This is a genomic window from Acidovorax sp. FJL06 (genome assembly GCF_003852545.1).
GTDB lineage: Bacteria > Pseudomonadota > Gammaproteobacteria > Burkholderiales > Burkholderiaceae_C > Acidovorax.
The window spans coordinates 58,979-82,416 of sequence record NZ_QAJR01000014.1; the positions used below are offsets into that span (position 1 = coordinate 58,979).

General features: G+C 65.1%; 24 protein-coding genes. 21 read left to right on the forward strand and 3 right to left on the reverse strand.

Annotated features, from left to right (window positions below; all coding sequences use genetic code 11):
• The first annotated feature begins 79 nt into the window (after positions 1-79).
• A complete protein-coding gene (locus tag DBV10_RS08835; protein WP_124512678.1) occupies positions 80-847 on the forward strand; it encodes a type III pantothenate kinase in 768 nt (255 codons plus the stop codon).
• A gap of 59 nt (positions 848-906) precedes the next feature.
• Here the strand turns inward: DBV10_RS08835 and DBV10_RS08840 are convergent, their stop codons facing one another.
• The 3 genes from DBV10_RS08840 to DBV10_RS08850 all read right to left on the reverse strand — a co-directional run bounded on the left by DBV10_RS08840 (position 907) and on the right by DBV10_RS08850 (position 3,217).
• On the reverse strand, positions 907-1,680 hold the full coding sequence (locus DBV10_RS08840; RefSeq protein ID WP_124512680.1) for a hypothetical protein: 774 nt from the start codon (positions 1,678-1,680) through the stop codon (positions 907-909).
• A 33-nt stretch (positions 1,681-1,713) separates the two neighbouring features.
• Positions 1,714-2,376 carry a TetR/AcrR family transcriptional regulator gene (locus DBV10_RS08845; RefSeq protein WP_063459963.1) on the reverse strand — a complete coding sequence of 221 codons (663 nt, stop codon included), beginning with the start codon at positions 2,374-2,376 and terminating at the stop codon, positions 1,714-1,716.
• A gap of 241 nt (positions 2,377-2,617) precedes the next feature.
• The gene (locus DBV10_RS08850) at positions 2,618-3,217 is read right to left on the reverse strand and encodes a phasin family protein (RefSeq protein WP_124512682.1); all 600 of its coding nucleotides are present in this window, start codon (positions 3,215-3,217) and stop codon (positions 2,618-2,620) included.
• Between the two features lie 235 nt (positions 3,218-3,452).
• Between DBV10_RS08850 and DBV10_RS08855 the strand changes: the two genes are divergently transcribed.
• From DBV10_RS08855 to DBV10_RS08950, 20 genes are all read left to right on the forward strand, one after another.
• Positions 3,453-5,438 (forward strand): SDR family oxidoreductase, encoded by a 1,986-nt coding sequence (locus tag DBV10_RS08855; protein WP_124512684.1) that lies wholly within the window; start codon positions 3,453-3,455, stop codon positions 5,436-5,438.
• Positions 5,439-5,554: 116 nt separating this feature from the next.
• Positions 5,555-6,643: a dTDP-glucose 4,6-dehydratase gene (rfbB, locus tag DBV10_RS08860; protein ID WP_124512686.1), complete on the forward strand. Its 1,089-nt coding sequence runs from the start codon at positions 5,555-5,557 to the stop codon at positions 6,641-6,643.
• Positions 6,640-7,530, forward strand: coding sequence for a dTDP-4-dehydrorhamnose reductase (gene rfbD, locus DBV10_RS08865; RefSeq protein ID WP_124512688.1), 891 nt, complete (start codon positions 6,640-6,642; stop codon positions 7,528-7,530). The genes rfbB and rfbD overlap by 4 nt, the downstream gene beginning before the upstream one ends.
• A gap of 13 nt (positions 7,531-7,543) precedes the next feature.
• Positions 7,544-8,428, forward strand: a complete 885-nt coding sequence (gene rfbA, locus DBV10_RS08870; protein ID WP_124512690.1) for a glucose-1-phosphate thymidylyltransferase RfbA — start codon at positions 7,544-7,546, stop codon at positions 8,426-8,428.
• 6 nt (positions 8,429-8,434) lie between these two features.
• Positions 8,435-8,980, forward strand: coding sequence for a dTDP-4-dehydrorhamnose 3,5-epimerase (rfbC, locus tag DBV10_RS08875; RefSeq protein ID WP_124512692.1), 546 nt, complete (start codon positions 8,435-8,437; stop codon positions 8,978-8,980).
• Entirely contained in the window at positions 8,977-10,170 is a 1,194-nt protein-coding gene (locus DBV10_RS08880; protein ID WP_233589855.1) for a DUF1972 domain-containing protein, read from the forward strand. The genes rfbC and DBV10_RS08880 overlap by 4 nt, the downstream gene beginning before the upstream one ends.
• A gap of 52 nt (positions 10,171-10,222) precedes the next feature.
• Complete coding sequence (locus DBV10_RS08885) at positions 10,223-11,176, forward strand: glycosyltransferase family 2 protein (protein WP_124512694.1); 954 nt, start codon at positions 10,223-10,225, stop codon at positions 11,174-11,176.
• 94 nt (positions 11,177-11,270) lie between these two features.
• Positions 11,271-12,971 carry a GspE/PulE family protein gene (locus tag DBV10_RS08890; protein WP_233589856.1) on the forward strand — a complete coding sequence of 567 codons (1,701 nt, stop codon included), beginning with the start codon at positions 11,271-11,273 and terminating at the stop codon, positions 12,969-12,971.
• A complete protein-coding gene (locus DBV10_RS08895) occupies positions 12,964-14,172 on the forward strand; it encodes a type II secretion system F family protein (RefSeq protein ID WP_124512696.1) in 1,209 nt (402 codons plus the stop codon). Before DBV10_RS08890 ends, DBV10_RS08895 begins: the two co-directional genes overlap by 8 nt.
• Before the next feature lie 33 nt (positions 14,173-14,205).
• On the forward strand, positions 14,206-14,652 hold the full coding sequence (gene gspG / locus DBV10_RS08900) for a type II secretion system major pseudopilin GspG (RefSeq protein ID WP_124512698.1): 447 nt from the start codon (positions 14,206-14,208) through the stop codon (positions 14,650-14,652).
• Positions 14,653-14,696: 44 nt separating this feature from the next.
• Entirely contained in the window at positions 14,697-15,188 is a 492-nt protein-coding gene (locus DBV10_RS08905; RefSeq protein WP_233589857.1) for a GspH/FimT family pseudopilin, read from the forward strand.
• Positions 15,185-15,649, forward strand: coding sequence for a prepilin-type N-terminal cleavage/methylation domain-containing protein (locus DBV10_RS08910; protein WP_233589858.1), 465 nt, complete (start codon positions 15,185-15,187; stop codon positions 15,647-15,649). The genes DBV10_RS08905 and DBV10_RS08910 overlap by 4 nt, the downstream gene beginning before the upstream one ends.
• On the forward strand, positions 15,646-16,257 hold the full coding sequence (locus tag DBV10_RS08915; RefSeq protein ID WP_124512700.1) for a prepilin-type N-terminal cleavage/methylation domain-containing protein: 612 nt from the start codon (positions 15,646-15,648) through the stop codon (positions 16,255-16,257). Before DBV10_RS08910 ends, DBV10_RS08915 begins: the two co-directional genes overlap by 4 nt.
• A gap of 41 nt (positions 16,258-16,298) precedes the next feature.
• Positions 16,299-17,171, forward strand: coding sequence for a general secretion pathway protein GspK (locus tag DBV10_RS08920; protein WP_233589859.1), 873 nt, complete (start codon positions 16,299-16,301; stop codon positions 17,169-17,171).
• The gene (locus DBV10_RS08925; RefSeq protein ID WP_124512704.1) at positions 17,168-18,169 is read left to right on the forward strand and encodes a PilN domain-containing protein; all 1,002 of its coding nucleotides are present in this window, start codon (positions 17,168-17,170) and stop codon (positions 18,167-18,169) included. Before DBV10_RS08920 ends, DBV10_RS08925 begins: the two co-directional genes overlap by 4 nt.
• Entirely contained in the window at positions 18,166-18,723 is a 558-nt protein-coding gene (gene gspM, locus DBV10_RS08930) for a type II secretion system protein GspM (protein ID WP_233589860.1), read from the forward strand. The genes DBV10_RS08925 and gspM overlap by 4 nt, the downstream gene beginning before the upstream one ends.
• Entirely contained in the window at positions 18,720-19,232 is a 513-nt protein-coding gene (locus DBV10_RS23075; RefSeq protein ID WP_233589861.1) for a hypothetical protein, read from the forward strand. Before gspM ends, DBV10_RS23075 begins: the two co-directional genes overlap by 4 nt.
• Positions 19,233-19,271: 39 nt before the next feature.
• Complete coding sequence (gspD, locus tag DBV10_RS08940) at positions 19,272-21,737, forward strand: type II secretion system secretin GspD (protein ID WP_124512706.1); 2,466 nt, start codon at positions 19,272-19,274, stop codon at positions 21,735-21,737.
• 102 nt (positions 21,738-21,839) lie between these two features.
• The gene (locus tag DBV10_RS08945) at positions 21,840-22,265 is read left to right on the forward strand and encodes a hypothetical protein (protein ID WP_233589862.1); all 426 of its coding nucleotides are present in this window, start codon (positions 21,840-21,842) and stop codon (positions 22,263-22,265) included.
• 189 nt (positions 22,266-22,454) lie between these two features.
• Positions 22,455-23,426: a hypothetical protein gene (locus tag DBV10_RS08950; protein WP_124512710.1), complete on the forward strand. Its 972-nt coding sequence runs from the start codon at positions 22,455-22,457 to the stop codon at positions 23,424-23,426.
• The last annotated feature ends 12 nt before the right edge of the window (positions 23,427-23,438 follow it).

Consider the following 23,438-nt stretch of genomic DNA (forward strand, 5'->3'; position numbering starts at 1 on the left):
TTCACATTCCCTTGCGGGCCGCTGTGCGGCTGTCGCTGGGGGAGCAGCCCCGATCGCAAAACTCGGGATAATCCGCCGCATGACTTTTCTGGCCATCGACGTCGGTAACACCCGTCTCAAATGGGCGTTGTACGACGCTCCCCGCCCCGGGGCTGCGCTGCTCGCGCATGGCGCCGAGTTCCTGGACCACATCGATCGCCTGGCCGAAGGCAACTGGGCCCCGCTGCCCCACCCGGAGCGCATGCTGGGCTGCGTGGTGGCCGGGGATGCCGCCAAGCGCCGGGTGCAGGAGCAGATGGAACTCTGGGACGTGGCCCCCTCCTGGGTGGTGTCTTCGGCGCAGGAGGCGGGGCTGACCAACGGCTACGACCACCCCTCACGCCTGGGTTCGGACCGCTGGGTGGCCATGATCGGCGCGCGCCACCACGTGCTGGCCCAGGGCTCCGCGCGGCCGCTGATCGTGGTGATGGTGGGCACGGCCGTCACGGTGGAGTGCATCGATGCCGAGGGCCGTTTCATGGGCGGCCTGATCCTGCCCGGCCACGGCATCATGCTGCGGGCGCTGGAGACCGGCACCGCCGGCTTGCATGTGCCCACGGGCGAGGTGCGCCCGTTCCCCACCAACACCAGCGATGCGCTGACCAGCGGCGGCACCTATGCCATTGCCGGTGCGGTGGAGCGCATGTACCAGCACCTGCTGCAGCACTGCGGCCAGGAGCCCGCCTGCATCATGACCGGCGGCGCCGGCTGGAAGATGGCCCCCAGCATGACCCGGCCGTTCGAGCTGGTGGACAACCTGATTTTTGATGGGCTGCTGGAGATTGCCGCGCGGCGTTTTGGGGGTTGAGGACTGCGGCTCCAAGCCTGTCTGCGCAGGCTTGGACGGCCCCGAAGCGCCTCAGGGGGTTACTCTTCCAGTTCACTCCGCGCCATTTCCACATCCAGCCGCTCCATGGCATCGGCCGGCTCGCTGGCAGCGGCCTTTTCGTACAGCTGGGTGGCTTCCTTCATCTTCTTGTCGCCCTCCAGCATGACGAGCGCGTTGGCGTATTCGATCATGGCGATGGCCGAGCCGGGGTTGAGTTTGAGTGCCTCCTGGAACAGCTTGAGGCCCGCGTCCTTCTTGGCGCCATAGGTCATGCCGCCAATCAGCGAGCCCACCTTGTCGATCACCTCGGCGTGGAAGGCGCCCAGCGCAATGCGCGCATCGGCGTGCTTGGGCGACAGGGCAATGGCCTTTTCCAGAGACTCCTTCACCTTGCCGCCCAGGCCCTGGGCCAGCGCCTTGGCCACGCTGATGCCCTGGCTGTAGCGGCCCAGCGCATAGGCATGCCAGTACCAGGCGTTGGCGTTGTTCGGGTCTTCGCCGGCCTGGGCCTGGGCGCGCTCGGCCACCTGGGTGAACAGGTCCAGGCGTGTTTTTTCCTTGGGTTCCAGGTAGTTGGCGTAGATGGACATGGCCTTGTTGGCCACGGTGATGCCCGCGCCACCGGCGGCCAGGCCGGCGGTAGCGGCCTTTTCAAAGTCGCCGTTGTGGAACAGTGCCCAGGCTTCCAGCGCGGCGGAGTCCTTGGGGCAGGGCTCGGCATCGCCGCCATGCAGCCTTGCCCAGTGCTTCTTGACGCCCGCGGCGTCGAAGGCGTAGTCGCCTGCGTGGGGGAAGGGGGTCCATTTGGCCATGTGTGTCTCCTGTGGTTCTTGTGGGCGGTTGGATCAGCCCGGTGCTGCGGCATAGGCGCCCACCAGCTGCAGCAGGTGGGCACGCTGGCCACTTTCGAGGTAGGGCATGAGCAGGTTCAGCACATGGTGGGCCCCGCGCAGCAACGCGGCCTGGGCGCTTTCGGGCTCCAGCGCGCGGCGCGGGTCGCGCACGTATTCAAAACTGAGCCAGTAGGTCAGCACCACCACCATGCTGGTGGCAGTGGCCTCCAGCTCGCGCGAGTCGATGTGCAGGGCTTCCGCGCGGCCCATGCCGTCGAGCATGGCGCGCACGGCCCGGGTCTTGTTCTTGAGGATGGCCTGGAAATGGGTTTCCAGGCGCCGGTTTTTGGACAGCAGATCGTTGAGGTCGCGGTACAGAAAACGGTACTGCCAGATCAGCTCGAACAGCGTGTGCATGAAGAACCAGGCGTCTTCCACGTTGCGCACGCCATCGGCGGCCGCGAGCAGCTCGGTGAGCGAGCGCTCATAGCGATCGAACAGCGCGTTGATCAGCTCGTCCTTGGCGGGGTAATGGTAGTAGAGGTTGCCCGGGCTGATGCGCAGCTCGGCCGAAATCAGGGTGGTGGAGACGTTGGGTTCGCCGAACCGGTTGAACAGGTCCAGCGTGACTTCCAGAATGCGTTCTGCGGTGCGGCGTGGCGCTTTCTTCACCATGTGTGCAGGCCCTTCGCGTCGTTGTGCGTCGTGATTTCGGTGTCTCTGATGGCTACTCTAACCCACGCGGTCATGCTGCAGTGCGGCATGGGCGGGGGGCTCCGTGCCGCTGTGTGCGGCAGCTGGGCTGCTTGGAACAGGTTCTAACGCAGTTCGCGGGTTTCGCCAAAAGAAGAAAAGCGGCCGGCGCGCAGTCGCGCGCGGGCCGCCTTCAGGGGCGCAGAGCGCCGCCCGTGTGCAATCAGCTGGCCGACGGTGTGCTGGCGCTGTCGGCGGCCGCTGCGCGGGCTGCGGGCTTCTTGGCGGCAGCCTTCTTGGCCGGTGCGGGCTTGGCGGCGGGCTTGGCTGCTGCCACCTTGGCAGGGGCCGCCTTCTTTGCTGCTGCCTTCTTGGCCGGTGCCTTGGCGGCGGGCTTGGCTGCGGCCTTGGCGGGGGCGGCCTTGCTGCCCTTGGCCAGTGCGTCCACGCGGGCGCTCAGGGCTTCCAGGTCGCGGGCCGAGGGCACGCCTAGCTTGGCCAGCGCCTTGGCCACGCGGTCTTCAAAGATGTTTTCGAGCTTGTCCCACTGGCCCTGGGCCTTGGAGCCGATGTCGCTGGCCATGGTGGTCACGCGGCTGGTGGCTTCGGTGATCTTTTCTTCGGCCACGGCCTGGGTCTTGCGCTGGATCGTCAGGCCTTCCTTGACCAGGGCTTCAAACACCTTGCCGCCTTCTTCTTGCGCCTTGGAGAAGGCGCCCAGGCCCGCCAGCCAGATCTGCTGGGCGGAGTCCTTGACGGTGCTGGACAGTTGGGCGTTGCTCTTTTTCTTGTCGGCGCTGAGTTTCTGCAGTTTCTTGACCATGGGGCCTCCGTTGTGCGGTTGGTTGGTTGATGGGTTTTGCCGAGGTGGGTTGCCGTCGACGCATGGCCGCACTGTACGCCGCACCGCGCGCAAGGTGTAGGCACGCGCTCCTAAAAAAGTAGAGCATGCCATCTAGCGGGGCCAGGCTCTGGCGGCCTAGCATCGGCGCGGGTTTCTGCTGAATCGGTGCGCGCAGGCCTTGGGCAAGAATGAAGCAATCTCACAGGAGTTTTCCATGCAGTATTTCGTGACAGGGGCGACGGGGTTCATTGGCAAGCGGCTGGTCAAGAAGCTGCTGGAACGCAAGGGCGCCGTGGTGCATTTCCTGATCCGCAAGGAGAGTTCCGACAAGGTGGCCGACCTGCGCAGTTTCTGGGGCGTGGGGGCTGCGCGTGCGGTCCCTGTGTTTGGCGACCTCACCGCCAAGAAGCTGGGCGTGGCCGCAGAAGACATCAAGAAGCTCAAGGGCCAGATCGACCATTTCTACCATCTGGCCGCGGTCTACGATCTCGGCGCGGATGAGGAAACCCAGGTGGCCGTGAACATCGAGGGCACGCGCAACACGGTCGACCTGGCCAAGGCGATCGACGCCGGCCACTTCCACCATGTCTCGTCCATCGCCGCCGCCGGCCTGTACGAGGGCGTGTTCCGCGAGGACATGTTCGAGGAGGCCGAGGGCCTGGACCATCCCTACTTCCAGACCAAGCACGAGAGCGAAAAGATCGTGCGCCAGGACTGCAAGGTGCCCTGGACGGTGTACCGCCCCGCCATGGTCGTGGGCGACAGCACGACCGGCGAGATGGACAAGATCGACGGCCCCTACTACTTCTTCAAGCTGATCCAGCGCCTGCGCCAGCTGCTGCCGCCCTGGATGCCCACCGTGGGCCTGGAGGGCGGGCGCGTGAACATCGTGCCCGTGGACTTCGTGGTCAACGCGCTCAATGTCATCAGCCACCAGGCGGCCATCGCCAAGAAGTGCTACCACCTGGTGGACCCGGTCGGCTACCGTGTGGGCGACGTGCTCGACATCTTCAGCCGTGCTGCCCATGCGCCGCGCATGAACCTGTTCATCAACGCCGCACTGCTGGGCTTCATCCCCAAGGGCATCAAAAAGAGCCTGATGGCCATGGCGCCCGTGCGCCGCGTGCGCAATGCCGTCCTGAAGGACCTGGGCCTGCCCGAGGACATGCTCACCTTCGTGAACTACCCCACGCGCTTTGACTGCCGCGAAACCCTGGCGGCGCTCAAGGGCTCTGGGGTGGCCTGCCCCAACCTCAAGGATTACGCCTGGCGCCTGTGGGACTACTGGGAACGCAACCTTGACCCCGAGCTGTTCATCGACCGCACGCTCAAGGGCACCGTGGCGGGCAAGGTGGTGCTGATCACGGGCGGGTCGTCCGGCATAGGCCTGGCGGCGGCGCACAAGTTTGCCGAGGCGGGTGCCACCACCATCATCTGCGGGCGCGACCAGGACAAACTCGATGAAGCCTGTGCCGAAGCCAAGGCCAAGGGCTATGCGTTCATCGCGTATTCGGCCGACATCGCCGACATGGCCGACTGCGACCGCTTTGTGCAACTGCTCATCGACAACCACGGCGGCGTGGACTTCCTCATCAACAACGCGGGCCGCTCCATCCGCCGCGCTATCGAGTCGAGCTACGACCGCTTCCACGACTACGAGCGCACCATGCAGCTCAACTACTTCGGCTGCCTGCGCGTGACCATGGGCTTTTTGCCCGGCATGGTGGAAAAGCGCAAGGGCCATGTGGTGAACATCAGCTCCATCGGCGTGCTGACCAACGCGCCGCGCTTTTCGGCCTATGTGGCCAGCAAGGCGGCGCTGGACGCCTGGACGCGCTGTGCGTCGAGCGAGTTCGCGGACCAGGGCATCACCTTCACCACCATCAACATGCCGCTGGTGCGCACCCCCATGATCGCGCCCACCAAGATCTACAACAACGTGCCCACCCTGAGTCCCGAGGAAGCGGCCGACATGATCGCCCAGGCCTGCATCTTCAAGCCCGTGCGCATTGCCACGCGCCTGGGCATCACCGGGCAGATCCTGCACGCGCTGGTGCCGCGCGTGGCCCAGATCACGATGAACACGAGCTTTCGCATGTTCCCGGATTCCACGGCCGCCAAGGGCAGCAAGGATGCCAAGCCGCAGCTCTCCGCCGAGGCGGTGGCGCTGCAGCAGATGATGCGAGGTATCCATTTCTGATCCGATGGCCCTTCAACCCGCCCCGGTGGCCCCGTATTGAACTCTGTTACCGGGTCACCGGGAGGGGTGGGATAATCGCGGGCTCTGCCGAGCAGGCATTTCACACAGCCCTCCCTATGATTCTGGTTACCGGCGGCGCGGGTTTCATCGGCGCCAACTTCGTTCTTGACTGGCTTGCTGCCTCCAGTGAGCCCGTGGTCAACCTCGACAAGCTCACCTACGCGGGCAATCTGCACAACCTGGACGGTATCCAGGGCGATGCGCGCCACACTTTCGTCCAGGGGGATATCGGCGACACCACCCTGTTGGCCCGCCTGCTGGCCGAGCACAAGCCGCGCGCCGTGGTCAACTTCGCGGCCGAATCGCATGTGGACCGCTCCATCCACGGCCCCGAGGATTTCATCCAGACCAACATCGTCGGTTCGTTCCGCCTGCTGGAGGCCGTGCGTGCCTACTGGGGCGCGCTGCCCGAGGGTGAGCGCGCGGCGTTCCGCTTCCTGCACGTGTCCACCGACGAGGTGTACGGCTCGCTCGCCCCCACCGACCCGGCGTTCGCCGAGACGCGCGGTTTCGAGCCCAACAGCCCCTACAGCGCCAGCAAGGCCGCCAGCGACCACCTGGTGCGCGCCTGGCACCACACCTATGGCCTGCCGGTGCTCACCACCAACTGCAGCAACAACTACGGGCCCTACCACTTCCCCGAGAAGCTGATCCCGCTGATGATCGTCAATGCCTTGGCCGGCAAGAATCTGCCGGTGTACGGCGACGGCATGCAGGTGCGCGACTGGCTCTATGTGAAGGACCACTGCAGCGCCATCCGCCGCGTGCTGGAAGCCGGCGCGCCCGGCGAGACCTACAACGTGGGCGGCTGGAACGAGAAGCCCAACATCGAGATCGTGAACATGGTCTGCCGCCTGCTGGACGAGCTGCGCCCCCGCGCCGACGGCCAGAGCTACCGCACCCAGATCACCTACGTGAAGGACCGCCCGGGCCACGACCGCCGCTACGCCATCGACGCGCGCAAGATCGAGCGCGAGCTGGGCTGGAAGCCCGCCGAAACCTTCGACACCGGCATCCGCAAAACGGTGCAGTGGTACCTGGACCATGCCGACTGGGTGGCCAGCGTGCAGACCGGCGCCTACCGCGACTGGGTGCAGACCCAGTACGCGCAGGAGCCTGCGGCCGTGGCGGGCGCCCGCGCATGAACATCCTGCTCTTTGGCAAAGGCGGCCAGGTCGGCTGGGAGCTGCAGCGCAGCCTGTCGGTGCTGGGCACCGTCACCGCCTTGGACCATGACAGCACCGACCATTGCGGCGATTTTGCGAACCCGGCGGGGGTGGCCGACACGGTGCGCGCCCTGCGCCCGGACGTTATCGTCAATGCCGCCGCCCACACTGCCGTGGACAAGGCCGAGAGCGAGCCCGACTTTGCTCGCACGCTGAACGCCACCACCCCTGGCGCGATTGCGCAAGAGGCCGCCAGGCTCGGCGCCTGGCTGGTGCACTACAGCACCGACTACGTGTTCGACGGCAGCGGCAGCCGCCCCTGGGTCGAGACCGATACGCCTGCACCGCTGAGTGTCTATGGCCGCACCAAGCTCGAGGGCGAGCGGCTCATCGCAGAGGCCGGTGCCAAGCACTTGATCCTGCGCACCAGCTGGGTCTACGCCGCACGCGGCGGCAACTTCGCCAAGACCATGCTGCGTCTGGCCCAGGAGCGCGAGCGCCTGACCGTGATCGACGACCAATGGGGCGCACCCACCGGTGCCGACCTGCTGGCTGACGTGACGGCCCATGCCATCCGCCACCTGCTGCGGCACCCCGAGGACGCCGGCCTGTACCACTGCGTGGCGGCCGGCGAGACAAGCTGGAATGAGTACGCCAAATACGTGCTGGCGTGTGCCCAGATTGCCAATCCTGCTATCGAAATAAAAGCAAAAGAGGTGGCGCCCGTTCCCACGAGCGCATTCCCGACCCCCGCAGTGCGCCCGCACAATTCGCGCCTGAATACCGGCAAACTGCAGGCCACTTTCGGCCTCGGCTTGCCGCATTGGCAGGCCGGCGTGGCGCGCATGCTGGCTGAAATTCTCTGAACGGCACCCTCATATGACGCAACGCAAAGGCATCATCCTGGCAGGAGGCTCCGGCACCCGGCTGCACCCCGCCACCCTGGCCATCAGCAAGCAACTGCTGCCGGTCTACGACAAGCCCATGATCTACTACCCGCTGAGCACCCTGATGCTGGCGGGGATCCGCGACATCCTCATCATCAGCACGCCGCAGGACACCCCGCGTTTTGCGCAGTTGCTGGGGGATGGCAGCCAATGGGGGCTGAACCTGCAGTACGCGGTGCAGCCCAGCCCGGATGGCCTGGCGCAGGCGTTTGTGATTGGCGAGGCGTTTCTGGATGGGGCGCCCAGTGCGCTGGTGCTGGGCGACAACATCTTCTACGGCCATGATTTTCACGAACTGCTGGGCAATGCGCAGCAGCGCACGGAGGGGGCCAGCGTGTTTGCCTACCATGTGCAGGATCCCGAGCGCTATGGCGTGGCTGAGTTCGATGCCCAGGGCAAGGTGCTGTCGCTGGAGGAAAAGCCCGCGCAGCCCAAGAGCAGCTATGCGGTTACCGGCCTGTACTTCTACGACAACCAGGTGGTCCAGATGGCCAAGGACCTCCAGCCTTCGCCGCGCGGCGAGCTGGAAATCACCGACCTGAACCGGCTGTACCTGGAGCAGGGGCAGCTGAGCGTGGAGATCATGGGGCGCGGCTATGCATGGCTGGACACGGGCACGCACGAAAGCCTGCTGGAAGCCGGCCAGTTCATTGCCACGCTGGAGCACCGCCAGGGGCTGAAGATTGCATGCCCCGAGGAGATCGCCTGGCGCTCCGGCTGGATCGACAGCGCGCAACTGCAGCGCCTGGCCCAGCCCCTGTCCAAGAACGGCTACGGCCAATATCTGCAGCGCCTGCTCAACGACAAGGTTTATTGATCCGCCATGCAAGCTATCCGGCAATCCATCCCCGATGTTGTGCTGATCGAACCCAAGGTGTTTGGTGACAGCCGAGGGTTTTTCTACGAGAGCTTCAATCAGCAGGCCTTCAACGAGGCCACGGGCACGAACCATTCGTTCGTGCAGGACAACCACAGCCGCAGCAGCCAGGGCGTGCTGCGTGGCCTGCACTACCAGCTGCCACCCCGGGCCCAGGGCAAACTGGTGCGTGTGGTGCGGGGGGCGGTGTTCGACGTGGCCGTTGACATCCGCAAGGATTCGCCCACCTTTGGCCAGTGGGTGGGCGCGCTGCTGACAGAAGACAACCACCGGCAGCTCTGGGTGCCGCCAGGCTTGGCCCACGGCTTTCTGGTGCTCTCCGAGTCGGCCGATTTCCTCTATAAGACCACGGACTACTACAGCCCTGAGCACGAGCGCTGCATCCGTTGGGACGACCCGCAGCTGGCCATTGCCTGGCCTTCCGTGGAGGCCGCGATTCAGCTGTCGGCGAAGGACCAGGCGGGCCGGTGGCTGGCCGAGGCAGACCTTTGACGGGCTCTCTGGCGCCTGCGTCCGAAGCTCCCGGCGCCGACGGCCCCCCGGCCGCACTGCGGATCGCCATCCTCGGGGCGCGGGGCATTCCGGCGAGCTACGGTGGCTTTGAGACCTTTGCCGAGCAGTTGGCCACGCGCCTCGCTGCCCGTGGGCACCAGGTCACGGTCTATGCCGAGGGCGGAGACCGCCCGGTCGCAGACACCGTTTACCAGGGAGTCCGGGTGCGCACCCGGCGCCGGCCCCGGTGGGGGGCGGCTTCGGTGCTGGCCTACGACTGCGCCTGCCTGTGGGATGCGCGCCGTGGGTACGACCTGGTCTACATGCTGGGCTATGGCGCCGCGTGGGCCTGCTGGTGGCCCCGGGTTTTTGGGGTGCCGGTCTGGATCAATGTCGATGGGCTGGAGTGGGCCCGCAGCAAGTGGGGCTGGGGCGCACGCGTTTATCTGCGCTGCATGGAATGGGTGACCACCAAGGTCGCCACACGCCTCATTGCCGATGCCGAAGCCATCGCGCAGCGGTTCCGCCAGGCCTATCCGAGCGGAGCACCGAGCAGCTTCATCGCCTATGGCGCCGAGTTGGTCCAGGCCGAGGACGTCGACCCTGCGGTGCTGTCGGCATGGGGGCTGCAGCCCCACCGGTACATGCTGGTCGTGGCGCGGCCGGAGCCTGAGAACCATATCCTGGAGATCGTGCAAGGCCATGTGCGCCATGGAGGCGACTGGCCCCTGGTGGTTGTGGGCGATGTGTCGGGCGCTACCCCCTATCAGCGGCAGTTGCTGGCGCTGGCAAGTGATCGCGTGCGTTTCGTGGGTGGCATCTACGACACAGGGCAGCTCAAAAGCCTGCGCGTGCATGCGGCCTGCTACCTGCATGGCCACTCGGTGGGTGGCACCAATCCGTCGCTGCTGGAGGCGCTGGCCTGCGGCAACTGGGTGATCGCGCACGATAACCCCTTCAATCGGGAGGTCGCACGCGACGCGGCAGAGTACTTCAGTACCCCCGAGCAACTGGCGCGCAGCCTGGACCGGGTGGTGAGCCAGGGGGCGGCCCTGCAGGCCGAGCGCAGCCGCCGTGCACGTGGCATTGTGGCGGAGTACTACACCTGGGATGGCATTGCAGATGCCTATGAAGCGTTGATGCGCGCCGAGTGCCTGCCCCGCCGTTCGTCGGCAGCGGTCCAGCGGTGAGCGCCATGGCTGGCACCAGTCCACGTCGGCCCCGCATGACGAGGTGGCGCCCATGAGCGCTGCGCTGGTCGATGTGCTGCTGGCCACCTACAACGGGTCGAAATACCTGGCGGACCAACTCGACTCCATTCTGGTCCAGACGCACCAGGATTTCCGGCTCCTGGTCAGCGACGACGGCTCGTCGGATGGCACCTTGGCAATCCTGCAGCAGTACCAGGCCCGGCTGGGCGAGCGCCTGGTCTTGGTGCCGAACCCCTTTCCCGGCAAGGGCGTGGTCCGCAACTTCGAAAACCTCATGGCGGCCAGCCTGGCCGATGGCGTGGCGCAGTGGGCGGTTTTTTCTGACCAGGATGATGTCTGGCTGCCCGAAAAAATAGCGTCATCGCTGGCGGAGATGCGACGGATCGAAGGCGATGACGGCAGCCATGTGCCCTGCCTGGTGCATTCGGATCTCACGGTGGTGGACGAGGGGCTGGTGGTGCTGTCCCGATCTTTCGCCCAGTACCAGCAGATGGAGCCGGCCACCTGCTCCCCGCTGTCGCTGCTGAGCGTGAACCAGGTGACGGGTTGCACCATGATGGTCAACCGGGCCTTGCTGAAAATGGCGCTGCCGCTGCCCGCCGAAGTCATCATGCACGACTGGTGGTGTGGCCTGGTCAGTGGCAGCGGGCGCCGGTCCTTCCTGGCGACGCCCTTGATCCTGTACCGCCAGCACGGCGCGAACCAGGTTGGTGCCAAGGACCGGGGGTTGAAGACTCGGTTGCGGCGCATGTTCACGGACGGCCCCGGGGTGGTGCGTCGGGTGAGGGGGCTGGGCCGTGCCACCTCTTTGCAGGCCCAGGCGCTGCAGCAGCGGCTGCGCGCGCAGGGGGTGGATGGGGGCTACGTGTCAGAATACCTCTCTTGGAGAGGCCAGCCTTTGTGGTCCAGGGTGACCAGCTACCGCCATTATTATGTCGGCCCCGAGCTGGATCGGCTGAGCCGCTGTTTGCTGTGGTTCAAATGACCCCCTCACAGGGTGAATTTTGATAATTCCAGGGTATCTGGTTCGGAAATGTGCAAAGGCGTAGGTAATGAAGTCTTCGGCTGAAGTAATCGAAATGGAAAGCGTTGATGCCGCTGCGCCCAAGCTGGGGGAAATGCTGCTTGCCGAGCAGAAGCTCTCCCGCAACGACCTGGACAGGGCGCTGGAGGTGCAGCGCTCCATGGGGGGGCGGCTGGGCCGGCTGCTCATCAGTCTGGGTCTGGTTTCCGAGGGGGACGTGTATGCCGCCCTGGCGCGCCAGGCGGGGTTGCCTCTGGTGCGCCAGGACGGGTTTCCGAAGGACAAACCGGAAACCTCCAGGTTGAACACCAGCTTCCTGCTGGCCAACAACCTGTTGCCGCTCGGGGATGCCGACGGCACCGATGGCGAAAAATCACTGCCCGACTTCGCGTCGGTGGACCCCAGGAGTGCGCAGCTTCAGGATGCCCTGCGGCTTGTGTTTGGGCAGGTGCCCCGGATCAGCTTCGGGCTTGAATCCGAGATCTCCAGCCAGTTGAACGAGTGGTATGTGCAGGATGCGTCGCAGGGCGAAGACGGCGGGGGCGACCAGCCGGAGGCGTCGGAGTTCATCGAGCACCTGCGCGATATGGCCTCCGAGGCGCCCATCATTCAGCGCGTGAGCCAGATCCTGGCGCAGGCCGTGGCTGCGCAGGCCTCGGACATCCACATCGAGACCTACGAAGAAAAATCGGTGGTGCGCATCCGGGTGGACGGAGAGATCTTTCCCATCGACGAAATCGACAACAAGGATGCGCCCGCGATCGTGTCGCGCATCAAGATCCTGTCGCAGCTCGACATCGCCGAGCGGCGCATGCCCCAGGACGGCCGCACCAAGCTGCGCGTGCATGGCAAGGAAATGGATGCGCGGGTGTCCACCATTCCCACCATGTTTGGCGAATCGGTGGTCATGCGCCTGCTTGAAAAGAACTTCGACCTGCTCTCCCTGGAGAGCCTGCATTTCACGCCGCCCACGCTCAAGACCATGCGCCAGCTGCTGAGCGTGCCGCATGGCATTTTCCTGGTGACCGGGCCCACGGGGTCGGGCAAGTCCACCACCCTGTACGCCTCGATGCAGGAGCTGGAGGGTGAGAACCTCAAGATCCTCACCGTGGAAGACCCGGTGGAATACCGCCTGCAGTGGCTCAACCAGGTACAGGTGCAGCCCCAGATTGGCCTCACGTTCGCCAAGGTGCTGCGCTCCTTTTTGCGCCAGGACCCGGACGTCATCATGATCGGCGAAATGCGCGACGGTGAAACCGCCGAAATCGCTGTCCAGGCCGCGCTCACGGGCCATCTGGTCATGTCCACGCTGCACACCAACAGTGCCTTGGGGGCCATTGTCCGTCTCATCAACATGGGGGTGGAGCCCTATCTGATCACGGCGTCGGTGGTTGGCGTGCTCGCGCAGCGCCTGGTGCGCAAGCTGTGCGACGAGTGCAAGGCGCCGCTGCTGCCGGAGCAGGCGCAAGCTGCTGCGGTGTCTCTCGGGGTGCCGTTGCCCCCAGGGCAGACCATGTACCGCTCGGTGGGCTGTCCCGCGTGCCGTGGCACGGGCTACCGGGGGCGGGTGGCCATCCATGAGTTGCTGGTCCTGACCGAGGAGGTCAAGAAGGTCGTGCTGGAGCGTGGTTCCTCCCTGGGCAGTGAGGATGGCGCCTATGCGGGGGGGAACTTGTTGCAGGATGGCGCCACCAAGGTCTTCCAGGGTCTGACGACCGCAGAGGAAGTCTTGCGCGTCGCTCGTCAAAATGATTGATTTTCAATACGATGGTGTGATGCCCGATGGCAAGGCTTGCCAGGGGAGCATCCGCGCGCCGAACGAAGAAACCGCACGCTTGCGGCTGATCGGGCAGGGCGTCACGCCGGTGCGTATCGTGGGCGGGGCAGGAGCCCTGTCGCCAGACGCGCCCGAAAACCGTGGTGCCCGGCTCAAGCGCAGCGAGGTGCTGCTGTTCAGCCGTGAAATGGCGCACCTGAAGCAGGCGAACATGCCCCTCGACAAGGCGCTGGCCATGCTCAAGGAAACGGCCGACACCGACCGCCTGAAGGCCTTCATTGCCAAGGTGGAAGAGGGCGTGCGTGGCGGCAAGTCGCTGTACCAGTCGCTGCTGCCGTTTGAGCGCGACCTGGGGCGGCAGTATCTGGTGCTGATCCGTGCGGGGGAAACATCGGGCTCTTTGCACGTGGTTTTGAAGGAGCTGACAGCGCAGCTGGAGGCCGACGACAAGCTGCGCAACTACGTCATATCGTCCATGACCTACCCGGTCATCCTGCTGGTGGTGGCCGTGCTTTCCGTCGTGCTGCTGCTGGCGTTCGTGGTTCCCCAGTTCCGGGAGATCTTCGACTCCATGGGGGACAAGCTGCCGTACTCGACCCGGCTCGTGGTGGACCTGAGCGATCTGATCCGCTCGCACTGGATGGCCCTGCTGCTGGGCATCACGGTGGTGTTGTTCCTGGGGTCGCGCTGGGCGGCCACGGCGGACGGGCGCTTGCGGCTCGACAGCCTGCTGCTGGATCTTCCCTTGTTTGGCAAGGTGCTGCGCAACCTCCAGTTCGCGGTCTACTTCCGTACCTTTGGCATCTTGCTGCAGCGCGGCGTGCCCATGGTCGATGCCCTGCGAATTGCGATCGACACGCTGACCAACACCGCCTTGCGCAAGGACATCGAGCCGCTGGTGGGTTTGGTGAAGGCCGGCAAGCGCCTTTCCACCGGATTTGTTTCACCCTATCTGGGAAAATCCAGCACGCCGCAGCTGATTCGTGTCGCCGAAGAAACCGGGCAATTGGATATTACCTTGCTGGGTTTGGCGGACCGCTATGAAGATGAGGGCCGCCGGACCATGGGGCGCGTGCTGGCGGCCATGGAGCCTTTGATTATCATCGTGCTGGGGGCTCTGGTGGCCTTCATTATTATCGCGATTCTGGGTGGCGTCCTGTCGATCAACGACACTATTTGATATTGAATATTTGATTGTTTGAGAAAATTCGTCATGAATATTACAAAATTTCGCAATACCGAGAATGCCTTGAAAATCCGCCGTGCTTCGGGCTTCACCCTGATCGAGTTGCTGGTGGTGCTGGTGATCCTGACGTTGCTCGCGGGCCTGGTGGGCCCCAAGGTGCTCGACCAGCTTGGCGGCGCCAAGTCCAAAACGGCCAAGATCCAGATTTCTGAAATCGAACAGAGCCTGGACCTCTTCAAGCTGGATGTCGGCCGCTATCCCTCCGATGCGGAAGGCTTGCGGGCCCTGGTCGAGCGGCCTGCCACGGCCCAGGGGTGGACGGCGCCCTATCTGAAAAAGGGCCTGCCTACCGACCCATGGGGCGCGGCCTACCTATACAAGAACCCCGGCCGCCATGGGGGCCCGGATGTGTTCTCTTTGGGGGCGGATGGCAAGCCTGGCGGCGACGGCGAGAACGCCGATGTCTACAACTGAAAAACACCTGCAGCACAGGATGTCTACCCAGTGATCCGTATCGCATGATGGGGCGTTTTCGCGCGCACCCTGCAGGCCCGGCAAGCCAAGGGTTCACCTTGCTGGAGCTGCTGGTGGTGCTGGTGGTGGCTGCCATTGCGGTGTCGGTGGTCGGGGTGGGCGGACAGTCGTTCATGGAGCGATCCCGCTACCACCAGACCGTGCGCGATGTTGCCAGCCAGCTCCAGCAGGCACGGGCACTCAGCGTGCGAGAGGGGCGGTCCGTGCTTGTCACCTACCAGCCCGAAATCCGCAAGCTCCTGATTGATGGACGGCTGTACCTCGATATTCCTGCTGCGTTGCAGGTCCAGTGGGACGCCATGGAGCGCAGTGCCGGGATGGCGTCGGGGCCAGGTGTCCCGCTCTTTGTGTTCAATACCGATGGCGGCGCCCGGGGTGGGCGCCTGGCGGTGTTGCGGGGAGGGCAGGGCGTGGCCTTTCGGGTGAACTGGTTGCTGGGCACGGTGGAGCAAGCCGCCGCCGTGGCCCCGTCATGACGGCGATGCACGGCCTGCTGCGCTGCCTGGGGCCCCGTTTCGGCGGGCGCAAGCCGGTGCTATGGGGGGCGCGCCAGCGAGGGTTCAGCCTGCTGGAGGCGCTTGTCGCCATGTCCATTGCCTCCATTGCGCTCGCCAGCCTCTATCGGACGGTGGGGCAGAGCTCCAAAGGCGTGGTGGATGTCGAATCCCGGATCGAGGCGGCGCTGGTCGCCCGCTCGGTGCTGGCCGGCAGCACGTTTGCCGAAGATGCAGAGCGTCAGCCCAGTGGCGCTGCGGGGGAGTGGCACTGGCATGTCCAGATGCAGGCTCAGCAGATCCCCCTGCGGGAGGAGGATGGGCGGCCTGTGCCGGGGGCGCCCTTGCGCGCTGCCAAGGTCACCGTCGAAGTGACGCGTGGCAAGGATGGCCCGACGGTCATGACCTGGACCACCTGGAAACCCTACCGGTCAGCGCTATGAACCGCCTTCCCCATAACCGGTCGCGCGGTTTCACCCTGCTGGAGTTGCTGATTGCCCTGGCCGTCACGGCGGCGGTGGTCGCGCTGATGTTTGCGGGTTTCGGCGTGATCGGCCGCTCAGAGGAGCGCAATCAGCGCGTGATGGACCGTTCGGAGCGCATGCTGGTGGTCAGCCAGTGGCTGGGGCGCAAATTCGATGCACTGCGGCTGCTCAGCCGGCGGGATGGGAATACCTTTGTCAATTTCTTCAGTGGCAACGCCGCAGGTGTCATATGGGTGGCCCCCTTGCCCGAGCGCGGTGATGCGGGCGGGCTCTATGTGTTTCGCATGAGCCCTCTGCGCCATGACAACGGCCGTGTCGATCTTTCCGTCGAGGCCGTTCCTTACGACGGCGCGCTCATGGCGCTGGACTGGGGCAGTGCCTTGCGTGAGACGCTGCTGCGGGATGTGCGCACCCTGCAGTGGTACTACCAGGATGGCCGCACGGGCGAATGGGCGCAGCAGTGGGATGCGTCCAAGGCGGGTTATCCCGCCCGGGTCCGGGTCGAAATTGCCGACGAACGCGGCGCCTGGCCGCCCCTCGTGTTTCCTTTGGCGAGGGCCCGGTGATGGCCAGGCGGGTACACAAGGTCCGGGGTGCGGCGCTCATCATGGTGCTGTGGCTGGTGGCTGCGCTGTCGCTGGTGGTGCTGGCGGGTGCGCAAGGGGTGCGGCAACAAACCCAGCGGACAACGCTGGACCTGGAGCGCCTGCGCGCGGAGTCCGTTCTGGATGCCGCGATACAGCTGACCGCCCAGCGCTTGCTGCTGGACAAAGGCAAGGACAGCTCGTATCGGATCCAGCGGCTGTCCTTGGGGCAAAGCGACATATGGGTGGAGATCACGCCATCGGGGGGGCTGGTGGACGTGAACGTCGCCAGCGATGCACTGCTCCAGGCACTCTTCCAAAGGGCGGGGGGGCTCTCGCCGGGCGAGGCGGCCATCCTTGCCTCGCGCGTGAGGGACTACCTCGACCCCGACGATATCCCCAGCGGCGTGGGGGGGGCTGAGGCGGCCCAGTACCGTGCAGCGGGTTGGCCCTCCATGCCCCGCAACGCAGCGCTGGACGACCTGTCCGAGCTGAAATCGGTGCTGGGAATGACCGCGGGGCTCTATGAGATAATCGCGCCCCATTTGGGCATCAACGGGCAGCAACGCATCGAAATCGATTCCGCTCCCCCTGCGCTGATCGACGCCCTGACGGGCCAGCAAGGTCTTGGGGCGCGCATTCACAAATCCCCACCGGAAATGCGGGCAGGTCTGCTTCTTTCGGGAGCGGCTGCCGAGTTCTTCATGCCTGCCCGTTCATCAGGGGGGCAGACCCTGCGGTTGCGGGCATTCGCCCAGGTCGAGGGCGACCGCTGGTGGCAGCGCGAGGTGTGGATGGACCTCGGCGAACGCCCGGACGCACTGACGCCCTGGACAACGCGCTCGGTAGAGCCAACACGCCGCTTTAACAAGCCGGAACAGGAATTCAAGCCATGACAGGTTGGGGGCAGCTATCTCTTCGTGTGCAAGCCGCGCTGGACCGGCTCGCATGGGGCTTTGGTGACCTCCAGCGGGTGTTGGTGGAGCATGGCGCCTGGCCCGCGGGCGCAAGCGCCGCCGTGGCCTCCGATGGCGGGCGCTGGTCTGTGACAGGCGGGCGCCTGCGCAAGCGGGCCGGTGGCCGCAAGGCCGTGGGCCTGCTGGTGCCCGAGTCCGAATGTCTGTGGGGGGCGGTGCAACTTCCCGCCATGCCATGCAAAGCCTTGGGCAGTGCGGTGGAGGAAGCGCTCTGGCGCGTGTCCCCTCTGCCACCAGACCAGATCGTTGCCGCCTGGCGGGCCGAGCCGGATGCCCACGGGGGGTGGTCCGTTCAATGGGGAATGTGCCGGCGCAGTGCGCGCGACCAACTGCTGGTCCAGCACGGGCTGCGCGAAGATGCCCCTGTTTTCCTGGTGCGGCAAGGGCGTGCCCTCCCGGTGCGTAATCAGGCCTGGCAGAAACAGAACAGCCGCCAGCGGTGGGTGGACGGTGCGGCCGTGGTGCTGCTCTTGCTGTTGCTGGTGGCGCTGTCACTGCCTGCGCTGATGCCTTTGGTGCTGAAGCGCCAGGCGGTGGTGAGGGCGGTCGAGCATGTCAACATGCTGGTGCCCAAGGCTGCGCCCCTGCGCCAGAAGATGGATGAGCTGCGCCGGCAGGCCGGCATGGCCGAGGAGCTGCGCAAGAACGTCAGCGCCGATCTGCCGCTGGCCAGCGTGGTCGATGGCCTCTCGGCTGCCTTGCCGGGAGACACCTGGCTGGACCGCATCGAAATCAATGGCTCCGAGATCCGCATCACGGGATTGACCTCCAATGCTCCGGAACTCATTGCGCAGCTGGGGCGCCACCCCGCGCTGGCCGATGTGCGTGCCACGGGGGCCAGCGTGCGTGAGGGCACCTCAAACAAGGAGCGCTTCACCTTCGAGATGCGCTGGCGCGGCGAAGGAGCAAAGCCATGAACACGATGAATCCCTGGTTGCGCCGCTCGGTGTTTGCGGTGCTGTTGCTGTTCTTCGGGGGGCTGGCCTGTGCTGCGCTGGTGTACCAGGCCCTGTGGGCGCGCTATGACAACGCCTTGCAGCAGTTGGAGCCTCGCAGCGAGCGGCTCGAGGGCGTGGTGAATGCGGGCGCCGACATCGAAACCCTGTTGAGCTCCGCCAGCGGCACGGTGGCTCCCTGGCTGCATCCTGGTGGCGAGGCCGCACAGAACGATGTTCAGCAGAAATTGCGCCAGATGATCGTGGCCTCCGGCAGCACCCTGGTGTCTTCCCAGGTGGCCCTGGAGCCGGGGGCAGAGGGCAAGCTGGCGCGCATGCGCCTCACGGCCACCGTCACGGGCGACTGGCCCAAGCTGGTGGGCTTCATGGAAAGCCTGCAAATGCACCGCCCGCCGTTCTGGGTGCGCACAGCCAGCATCACGCGCGAAGGCGCCAGCTCGGGCGCCGGCCCGCAGGCTGCACGCTTGGCCTTGCAGCTGGAGGCGCCCCTGGCGCCAGAAAAGGCCACGCCATGATGATCAAGCCCTGGTATCTGGGCCCCGTGCTGGCCGCTGCAGCCTTGGTTGCAAGCGCCTATTGGTGGCAGGCCGAAAAGGACCGCTGGGCCCCCCCAGAGGCGCGCCGCCCCGATTTACCCAAGGTGGAGCCCATGCCGCAGCCCGCGCCGATGCGCGCAAAGCAGGCGCTGGAGCGCCCCGTGTTCTGGGTGTCGCGCCGCCCCCCGGATGTGGACGACAAGAAAGGCAGCGTGGCGCGTGAGCTGACCCAGTCGCGGCTGACGGCCGTGCTGGAGTCGGGCGGGGAGCGCGTGGCCATTTTGCAGCGTGCGGATGGCAGCACCCTCAAGATCACCGCGGCCACACAGCCCTGGCGCATTGTGTCGTTCGATGGCCGCAAGGCCGTATTCGCCTCTGCGGACGAAGGGCAGGTGGAGCGGCCGCTGGAGGCCGGAAGCCCCGCGGTGGCGCCAGCAAGACCGGGCCCCATTGCTGACCGTGCGCGCAACCCAGCGGCCAACCAGTAAACCGCCGTAGTGCACCCCAATATTGTGGAGTTACCCCCTATGAACATTCGGCCTTCCATTCTTTTGCTGGCGTTGCTGGCCTCGGGCTGTGCCAGCACGCAGAGTGGTCCCGCTGCAAGTCCTGCGCCCCAGTCCGTGCCTGCTGCCGTGCCTGTTTCTGCCGCCGGCAGTGCAGCAGCACCTGCCAGCAAGGATGAAGCGCAGGCGCCTGCGCAGTCCGCTGTGCCGGTTGTGCCAGCGGTGGCAGAAAGCCCGTCCGCCTCTGCGGCGGGGGGGGGCAAAGAGCCCGAAGTAAAGCGGTCTGCCGCAGGCTCGCGGCTGTTTCCGGGCAATGACACGCTTTTCAAGCGCAGCATCGCGCCCCGCGTAGACCCCGTCCTGGCCCAGGGCGACAAGGTTGCCCTCAACTTCGAGAACGTTACGGTGGGCAACCTCGCCACCGCTTTGCTGGGCGATCTGCTCAAGCTCAACTACACCATCGACGCAGGCGGCGACACCGTGGTGAGCCTGCACACGCGCCAGCCGCTGCTGCGCAGCCAGGTGCTCGACGTGCTCGACGCCGTGCTCCTGCCGCACGATCTGGCCATCGTCCGTGACAACGCGGGCGTGTACCACGTCACCAAGCGCACGGTCACCCTGGGCGCGCGCCCGGTGGTGGGCGCTTCCAACTTCAAGGACCTGTCGGGCTCGGGCACGGTCATCGTGCCGCTGAACCACATCGCGGCCGCCGAAATGGCCAAAATCCTGGCGCCCATCGCCCCGAAGGAATCCATCGTCTATGTGGACAGCATGCGCAACCTGCTCGTGCTGCAGGGTAGCAAGGCCCAATTGGGCGGATGGCTAGAGATGGTGGAGGCCTTTGACGTGGACTTCCTCTCTGGCATGTCGCTGGGCGTGTTTGTGCTGGAAAACGCCAACGTCAACGTCGTGCGCGACGCATTGCAGGCCATGCTGGGGTCCGAAAAATCCGCCGACCCCTATGGTGGCGCCAGCCCTGCAGCGCCTGCGGGTGCGGCCCCCGGTGCCGGCGGTGTTGCTGCGGCGGCAGGTGGTGCCGCATCTGCGCAGGCGGCCGGCCCCCTGGGCGGGCTCATCCGGGTGTTCCCGGTCGAGCGGCTCAATGCCCTGGTGGTGGTCACACCCCGTGCCCACCTGCTGACCCAGGTCGAAACCTGGGTGCGGCGCCTGGACCGCCCCACCGACACCTTGGAAGCCAGCCTGTTTGTCTACCCCGTGCAAAACGGCTCGGCCTTGCAGCTGGCAGAAATGCTCAATGGCTTGTTTGGCGGGCAGTCCGCGCAGGCCAAATCGGGTAGCGGCGTGGCGGGCGGCTCTGCGCCCACGCAATTCACCCAGGGTGCGGGCACGGGCAGCGCTGGCCTTGGTTCTGGCAGCACAGGCGGCACCAACCCCTTTGGCGGCAGCAGCACGGGGTCGGGCTCTAGCTCCGGCACGGGCTCTACGGGGGGCTCCAGCTTCCAATCCATGGCAAACAACAGCAATAGCAAGGCCTCGCCCAACAACGCCTCGCTCACGTCCACCAGCCAGCTGGACGGCAATGTGCGCGTGGTGGCCGACGAAAAGCGCAATGCCCTGCTCATCCGTGCTCCGCGCACTGAGTACCGCCGCATCGAACAGGCGCTGCGCGAGTTGGACAAGGCGCCCTCCCAGGTGCTGATCGAGGCCAGCATTGTGGAGGTCAGCCTCACGGGCAACCTGCAATATGGGGTGGAGTGGTTTGTGCAAAACAGCCTGTCGGGTGGCCGTGAAGGGCAGGCGCTGCTCAACCTCAACAAAACCGGCGACATCGGCGCAAAGCAGCCCGGCTTCTCCTACACCATCCTCAACAAGGCGGGGGTTGTGCGCGCCACGCTCAATGCGCTGGCCGAAAAATCCCAGGTGCGCCTGCTGTCCAGCCCGTCGGTGCTGGTGTTGAACAACCACAACGCCACCATCCAGGTAGGCCAGCAGCAGCCCATCAAGAGCTCCACCTCGGTCACCACAGGCAATCTGGTGACCGAATCCATCGTCTACAAAGACACGGGTGTGATGCTGTCCGTCACGCCCTCGGTCAATGCCGGGGGCTTGATCACCATGGACATTTCGCAGCAGGTGACCGATGTGGGCGACCTGGATACCGCCACGGGCCAGCGCGCGTTCCTCACGCGCCAGATCCAGACCCGCGTGGCCGTGCGCTCCGGCGAGCCGATTGTGCTGGGGGGCTTGATCCGCGAAAACGACACCACGGGCCGCAGTGGGGTGCCCCTGCTCTCCAGCATCCCGGTGGTGGGCGCCCTGTTTGGCAACACCACCAACAACAACAACCGCACCGAGTTGCTGGTGTTGATGACGCCCCGCGCGCTGGAGGATGACGATGCCCTGCGCAGCGCCAGCGCCGAGATGCGCCAGCGCATGCGCAGCATGTCCTTGCAGTCGGCGCCGCCCCTTGATCGTGGGGTGTCTGCGCCCGCAGCACTACCGGCGCAAACCCCGTTGCAACGCTGAACCCAGGGCTGCAGCGACAACAACATATTAGATAGCTACTACATATAGTGAGCGAGCACTTTGTTCACCCATTTTTCTAGGAGAATATGCATGAAATTGCCTATGTTTCAACGCCGTCGCGTGCTGGCTAGCTTGACTGTGCCCGCCGTGGCCTTGCTGGCGGCCGGGCTGGTGGGCTGTGCCAGCGGCCCCTCGCCCGCCAAAGACCGTGAGGTTCTGTTGCAACGCGCCCAGGAGTTCTGGAAGTCGGTGCAAGACAACGACGCGGTCACTTCCTGGAAGTATGAGGAGCTGTCCAAAAAACCCGGCTGGACGCTGCAGGCCTATCTGAAGCGCGAAGGCATCCTTTATCAAGCTGTGCAGGTGCTGGAGGTTCGTTCGCTGGAGGGTGACCGGGCCGTGGTCGATGTGAAAGTCACTTACTCGATCCCTGTGCTGCGCATGATGGACCAAGAGGTCGTCTTGAAGGATGAATGGGTGCGGGTGGATGGGCTGTGGTACCACGCAGAGCGCAAGGGCGTTCTTTGAGGGTTGCAAATGCGGCTGGGCTTCGTTGTGTTGCTGCAACAAAACGCCAGTGAAAAAAATGAAAGTGATGCAAGGATTGAAAACCCTGTGTTCACGGGCTAAGATACTCGCAGCCCAAACGGTTTGACGGATGGGTTGCACAGCCCGCAAGGGTGGGAAGCTTCCTTCTTTTTTCTAAGGACATTTAAGATGAAAAAATTTGCTCTGGCAGCCGTTGCGGCAGCTGCGCTGACGGCTGGTGTGGCTCAGGCTTATACGGTCGGTACGTTCTCCAACGGCCTGGTGGTTCCTAACGTGATCCACAATGGCGCTGCCAACACCACCGCTGTCGGTCTGGTGAACCAATCCGGCCGCACGATCCCCGTGTTCTGGACCTGGTTCGATCAAAACTCCAACCACGGTGTGGACGGCTGCTTCCCCATGACCAACAAGCAGTACACCGGTTTCAACTGGGCTACGTCTTCCGGCGTTGGCATGGAAGGCAAGCGCGGTTACCTGGTGTTCGCCGTGGGTTCGGGCGGCGCTGCTCTGACGGCTGCTACGGCTTGCGCTCCAGCAAACGCCACCCTGGCTACCCAAGTTGACGCTGCTACTTCCGGTCAGCTGGCTGGCAATGCGTTCTATGTGGACGTCGCTGGCAAGAGCGTGGCCTTCACGCCCGTGATCGACGGTCCTCTGACCCTGGCCGCTGCTACCAATCTGTCGACGATGGATTCCCAGAGCCTGGTGAGCGTGGCTGGTGCCGCAACGGTGGCTCCTACGACCCAACTGTCGCTGCGTTATTTCATCGACGGCACGGTCAACAGCGGCAACGACACCCGCATCACGGTGTGGTCCACGGGCAACCAAATCGGTACGCACACTGTCAACATCTATGACAACGCGCAAAACCGCCAGTCCGTGAACTTCCCTCTGGCAGAAAGCGAACTGTCGTGGTTCGATCCTGAAACCATCGCCGGCCGCCCTGCTGCGTTCCTGGACGGTATCATCGAGTGGAACCCAGGCGTGACGCCATCCGGCGCTCCCGTGGCTCCTGCTCTGGTCGGCCCTCTGCTGTCCGCTGGTGGTGGTTCCGTGATTGCATACTCCACCATCGTGGCTCCTGCCTTCGGTGCTGTGCAAACGCTGCTGGGCGCACACCGCCTGTCCGCCGCGTTCTAATGACTTGATGGC

What these genes read in the sequence shown, in the direction of transcription:
- DBV10_RS08835 (WP_124512678.1), top strand. Translation starts at nt 80, where the DNA reads ATGACTTTTCTGGCCATCGACGTCGGTAACACCCGTCTCAAATGGGCG.
- DBV10_RS08840 (WP_124512680.1), bottom strand. Translation starts at nt 1,680, where the DNA reads ATGGCCAAATGGACCCCCTTCCCCCACGCAGGCGACTACGCCTTCGAC.
- DBV10_RS08845 (WP_063459963.1), bottom strand. Translation starts at nt 2,376, where the DNA reads ATGGTGAAGAAAGCGCCACGCCGCACCGCAGAACGCATTCTGGAAGTC.
- DBV10_RS08850 (WP_124512682.1), bottom strand. Translation starts at nt 3,217, where the DNA reads ATGGTCAAGAAACTGCAGAAACTCAGCGCCGACAAGAAAAAGAGCAAC.
- DBV10_RS08855 (WP_124512684.1), top strand. Translation starts at nt 3,453, where the DNA reads ATGCAGTATTTCGTGACAGGGGCGACGGGGTTCATTGGCAAGCGGCTG.
- rfbB (WP_124512686.1), top strand. Translation starts at nt 5,555, where the DNA reads ATGATTCTGGTTACCGGCGGCGCGGGTTTCATCGGCGCCAACTTCGTT.
- rfbD (WP_124512688.1), top strand. Translation starts at nt 6,640, where the DNA reads ATGAACATCCTGCTCTTTGGCAAAGGCGGCCAGGTCGGCTGGGAGCTG.
- rfbA (WP_124512690.1), top strand. Translation starts at nt 7,544, where the DNA reads ATGACGCAACGCAAAGGCATCATCCTGGCAGGAGGCTCCGGCACCCGG.
- rfbC (WP_124512692.1), top strand. Translation starts at nt 8,435, where the DNA reads ATGCAAGCTATCCGGCAATCCATCCCCGATGTTGTGCTGATCGAACCC.
- DBV10_RS08885 (WP_124512694.1), top strand. Translation starts at nt 10,223, where the DNA reads ATGAGCGCTGCGCTGGTCGATGTGCTGCTGGCCACCTACAACGGGTCG.
- DBV10_RS08890 (WP_233589856.1), top strand. Translation starts at nt 11,271, where the DNA reads ATGGAAAGCGTTGATGCCGCTGCGCCCAAGCTGGGGGAAATGCTGCTT.
- DBV10_RS08895 (WP_124512696.1), top strand. Translation starts at nt 12,964, where the DNA reads ATGATTGATTTTCAATACGATGGTGTGATGCCCGATGGCAAGGCTTGC.
- gspG (WP_124512698.1), top strand. Translation starts at nt 14,206, where the DNA reads ATGAATATTACAAAATTTCGCAATACCGAGAATGCCTTGAAAATCCGC.
- DBV10_RS08905 (WP_233589857.1), top strand. Translation starts at nt 14,697, where the DNA reads ATGATGGGGCGTTTTCGCGCGCACCCTGCAGGCCCGGCAAGCCAAGGG.
- DBV10_RS08910 (WP_233589858.1), top strand. Translation starts at nt 15,185, where the DNA reads ATGACGGCGATGCACGGCCTGCTGCGCTGCCTGGGGCCCCGTTTCGGC.
- DBV10_RS08915 (WP_124512700.1), top strand. Translation starts at nt 15,646, where the DNA reads ATGAACCGCCTTCCCCATAACCGGTCGCGCGGTTTCACCCTGCTGGAG.
- DBV10_RS08920 (WP_233589859.1), top strand. Translation starts at nt 16,299, where the DNA reads ATGGTGCTGTGGCTGGTGGCTGCGCTGTCGCTGGTGGTGCTGGCGGGT.
- DBV10_RS08925 (WP_124512704.1), top strand. Translation starts at nt 17,168, where the DNA reads ATGACAGGTTGGGGGCAGCTATCTCTTCGTGTGCAAGCCGCGCTGGAC.
- gspM (WP_233589860.1), top strand. Translation starts at nt 18,166, where the DNA reads ATGAACACGATGAATCCCTGGTTGCGCCGCTCGGTGTTTGCGGTGCTG.
- DBV10_RS23075 (WP_233589861.1), top strand. Translation starts at nt 18,720, where the DNA reads ATGATGATCAAGCCCTGGTATCTGGGCCCCGTGCTGGCCGCTGCAGCC.
- gspD (WP_124512706.1), top strand. Translation starts at nt 19,272, where the DNA reads ATGAACATTCGGCCTTCCATTCTTTTGCTGGCGTTGCTGGCCTCGGGC.
- DBV10_RS08945 (WP_233589862.1), top strand. Translation starts at nt 21,840, where the DNA reads ATGTTTCAACGCCGTCGCGTGCTGGCTAGCTTGACTGTGCCCGCCGTG.
- DBV10_RS08950 (WP_124512710.1), top strand. Translation starts at nt 22,455, where the DNA reads ATGAAAAAATTTGCTCTGGCAGCCGTTGCGGCAGCTGCGCTGACGGCT.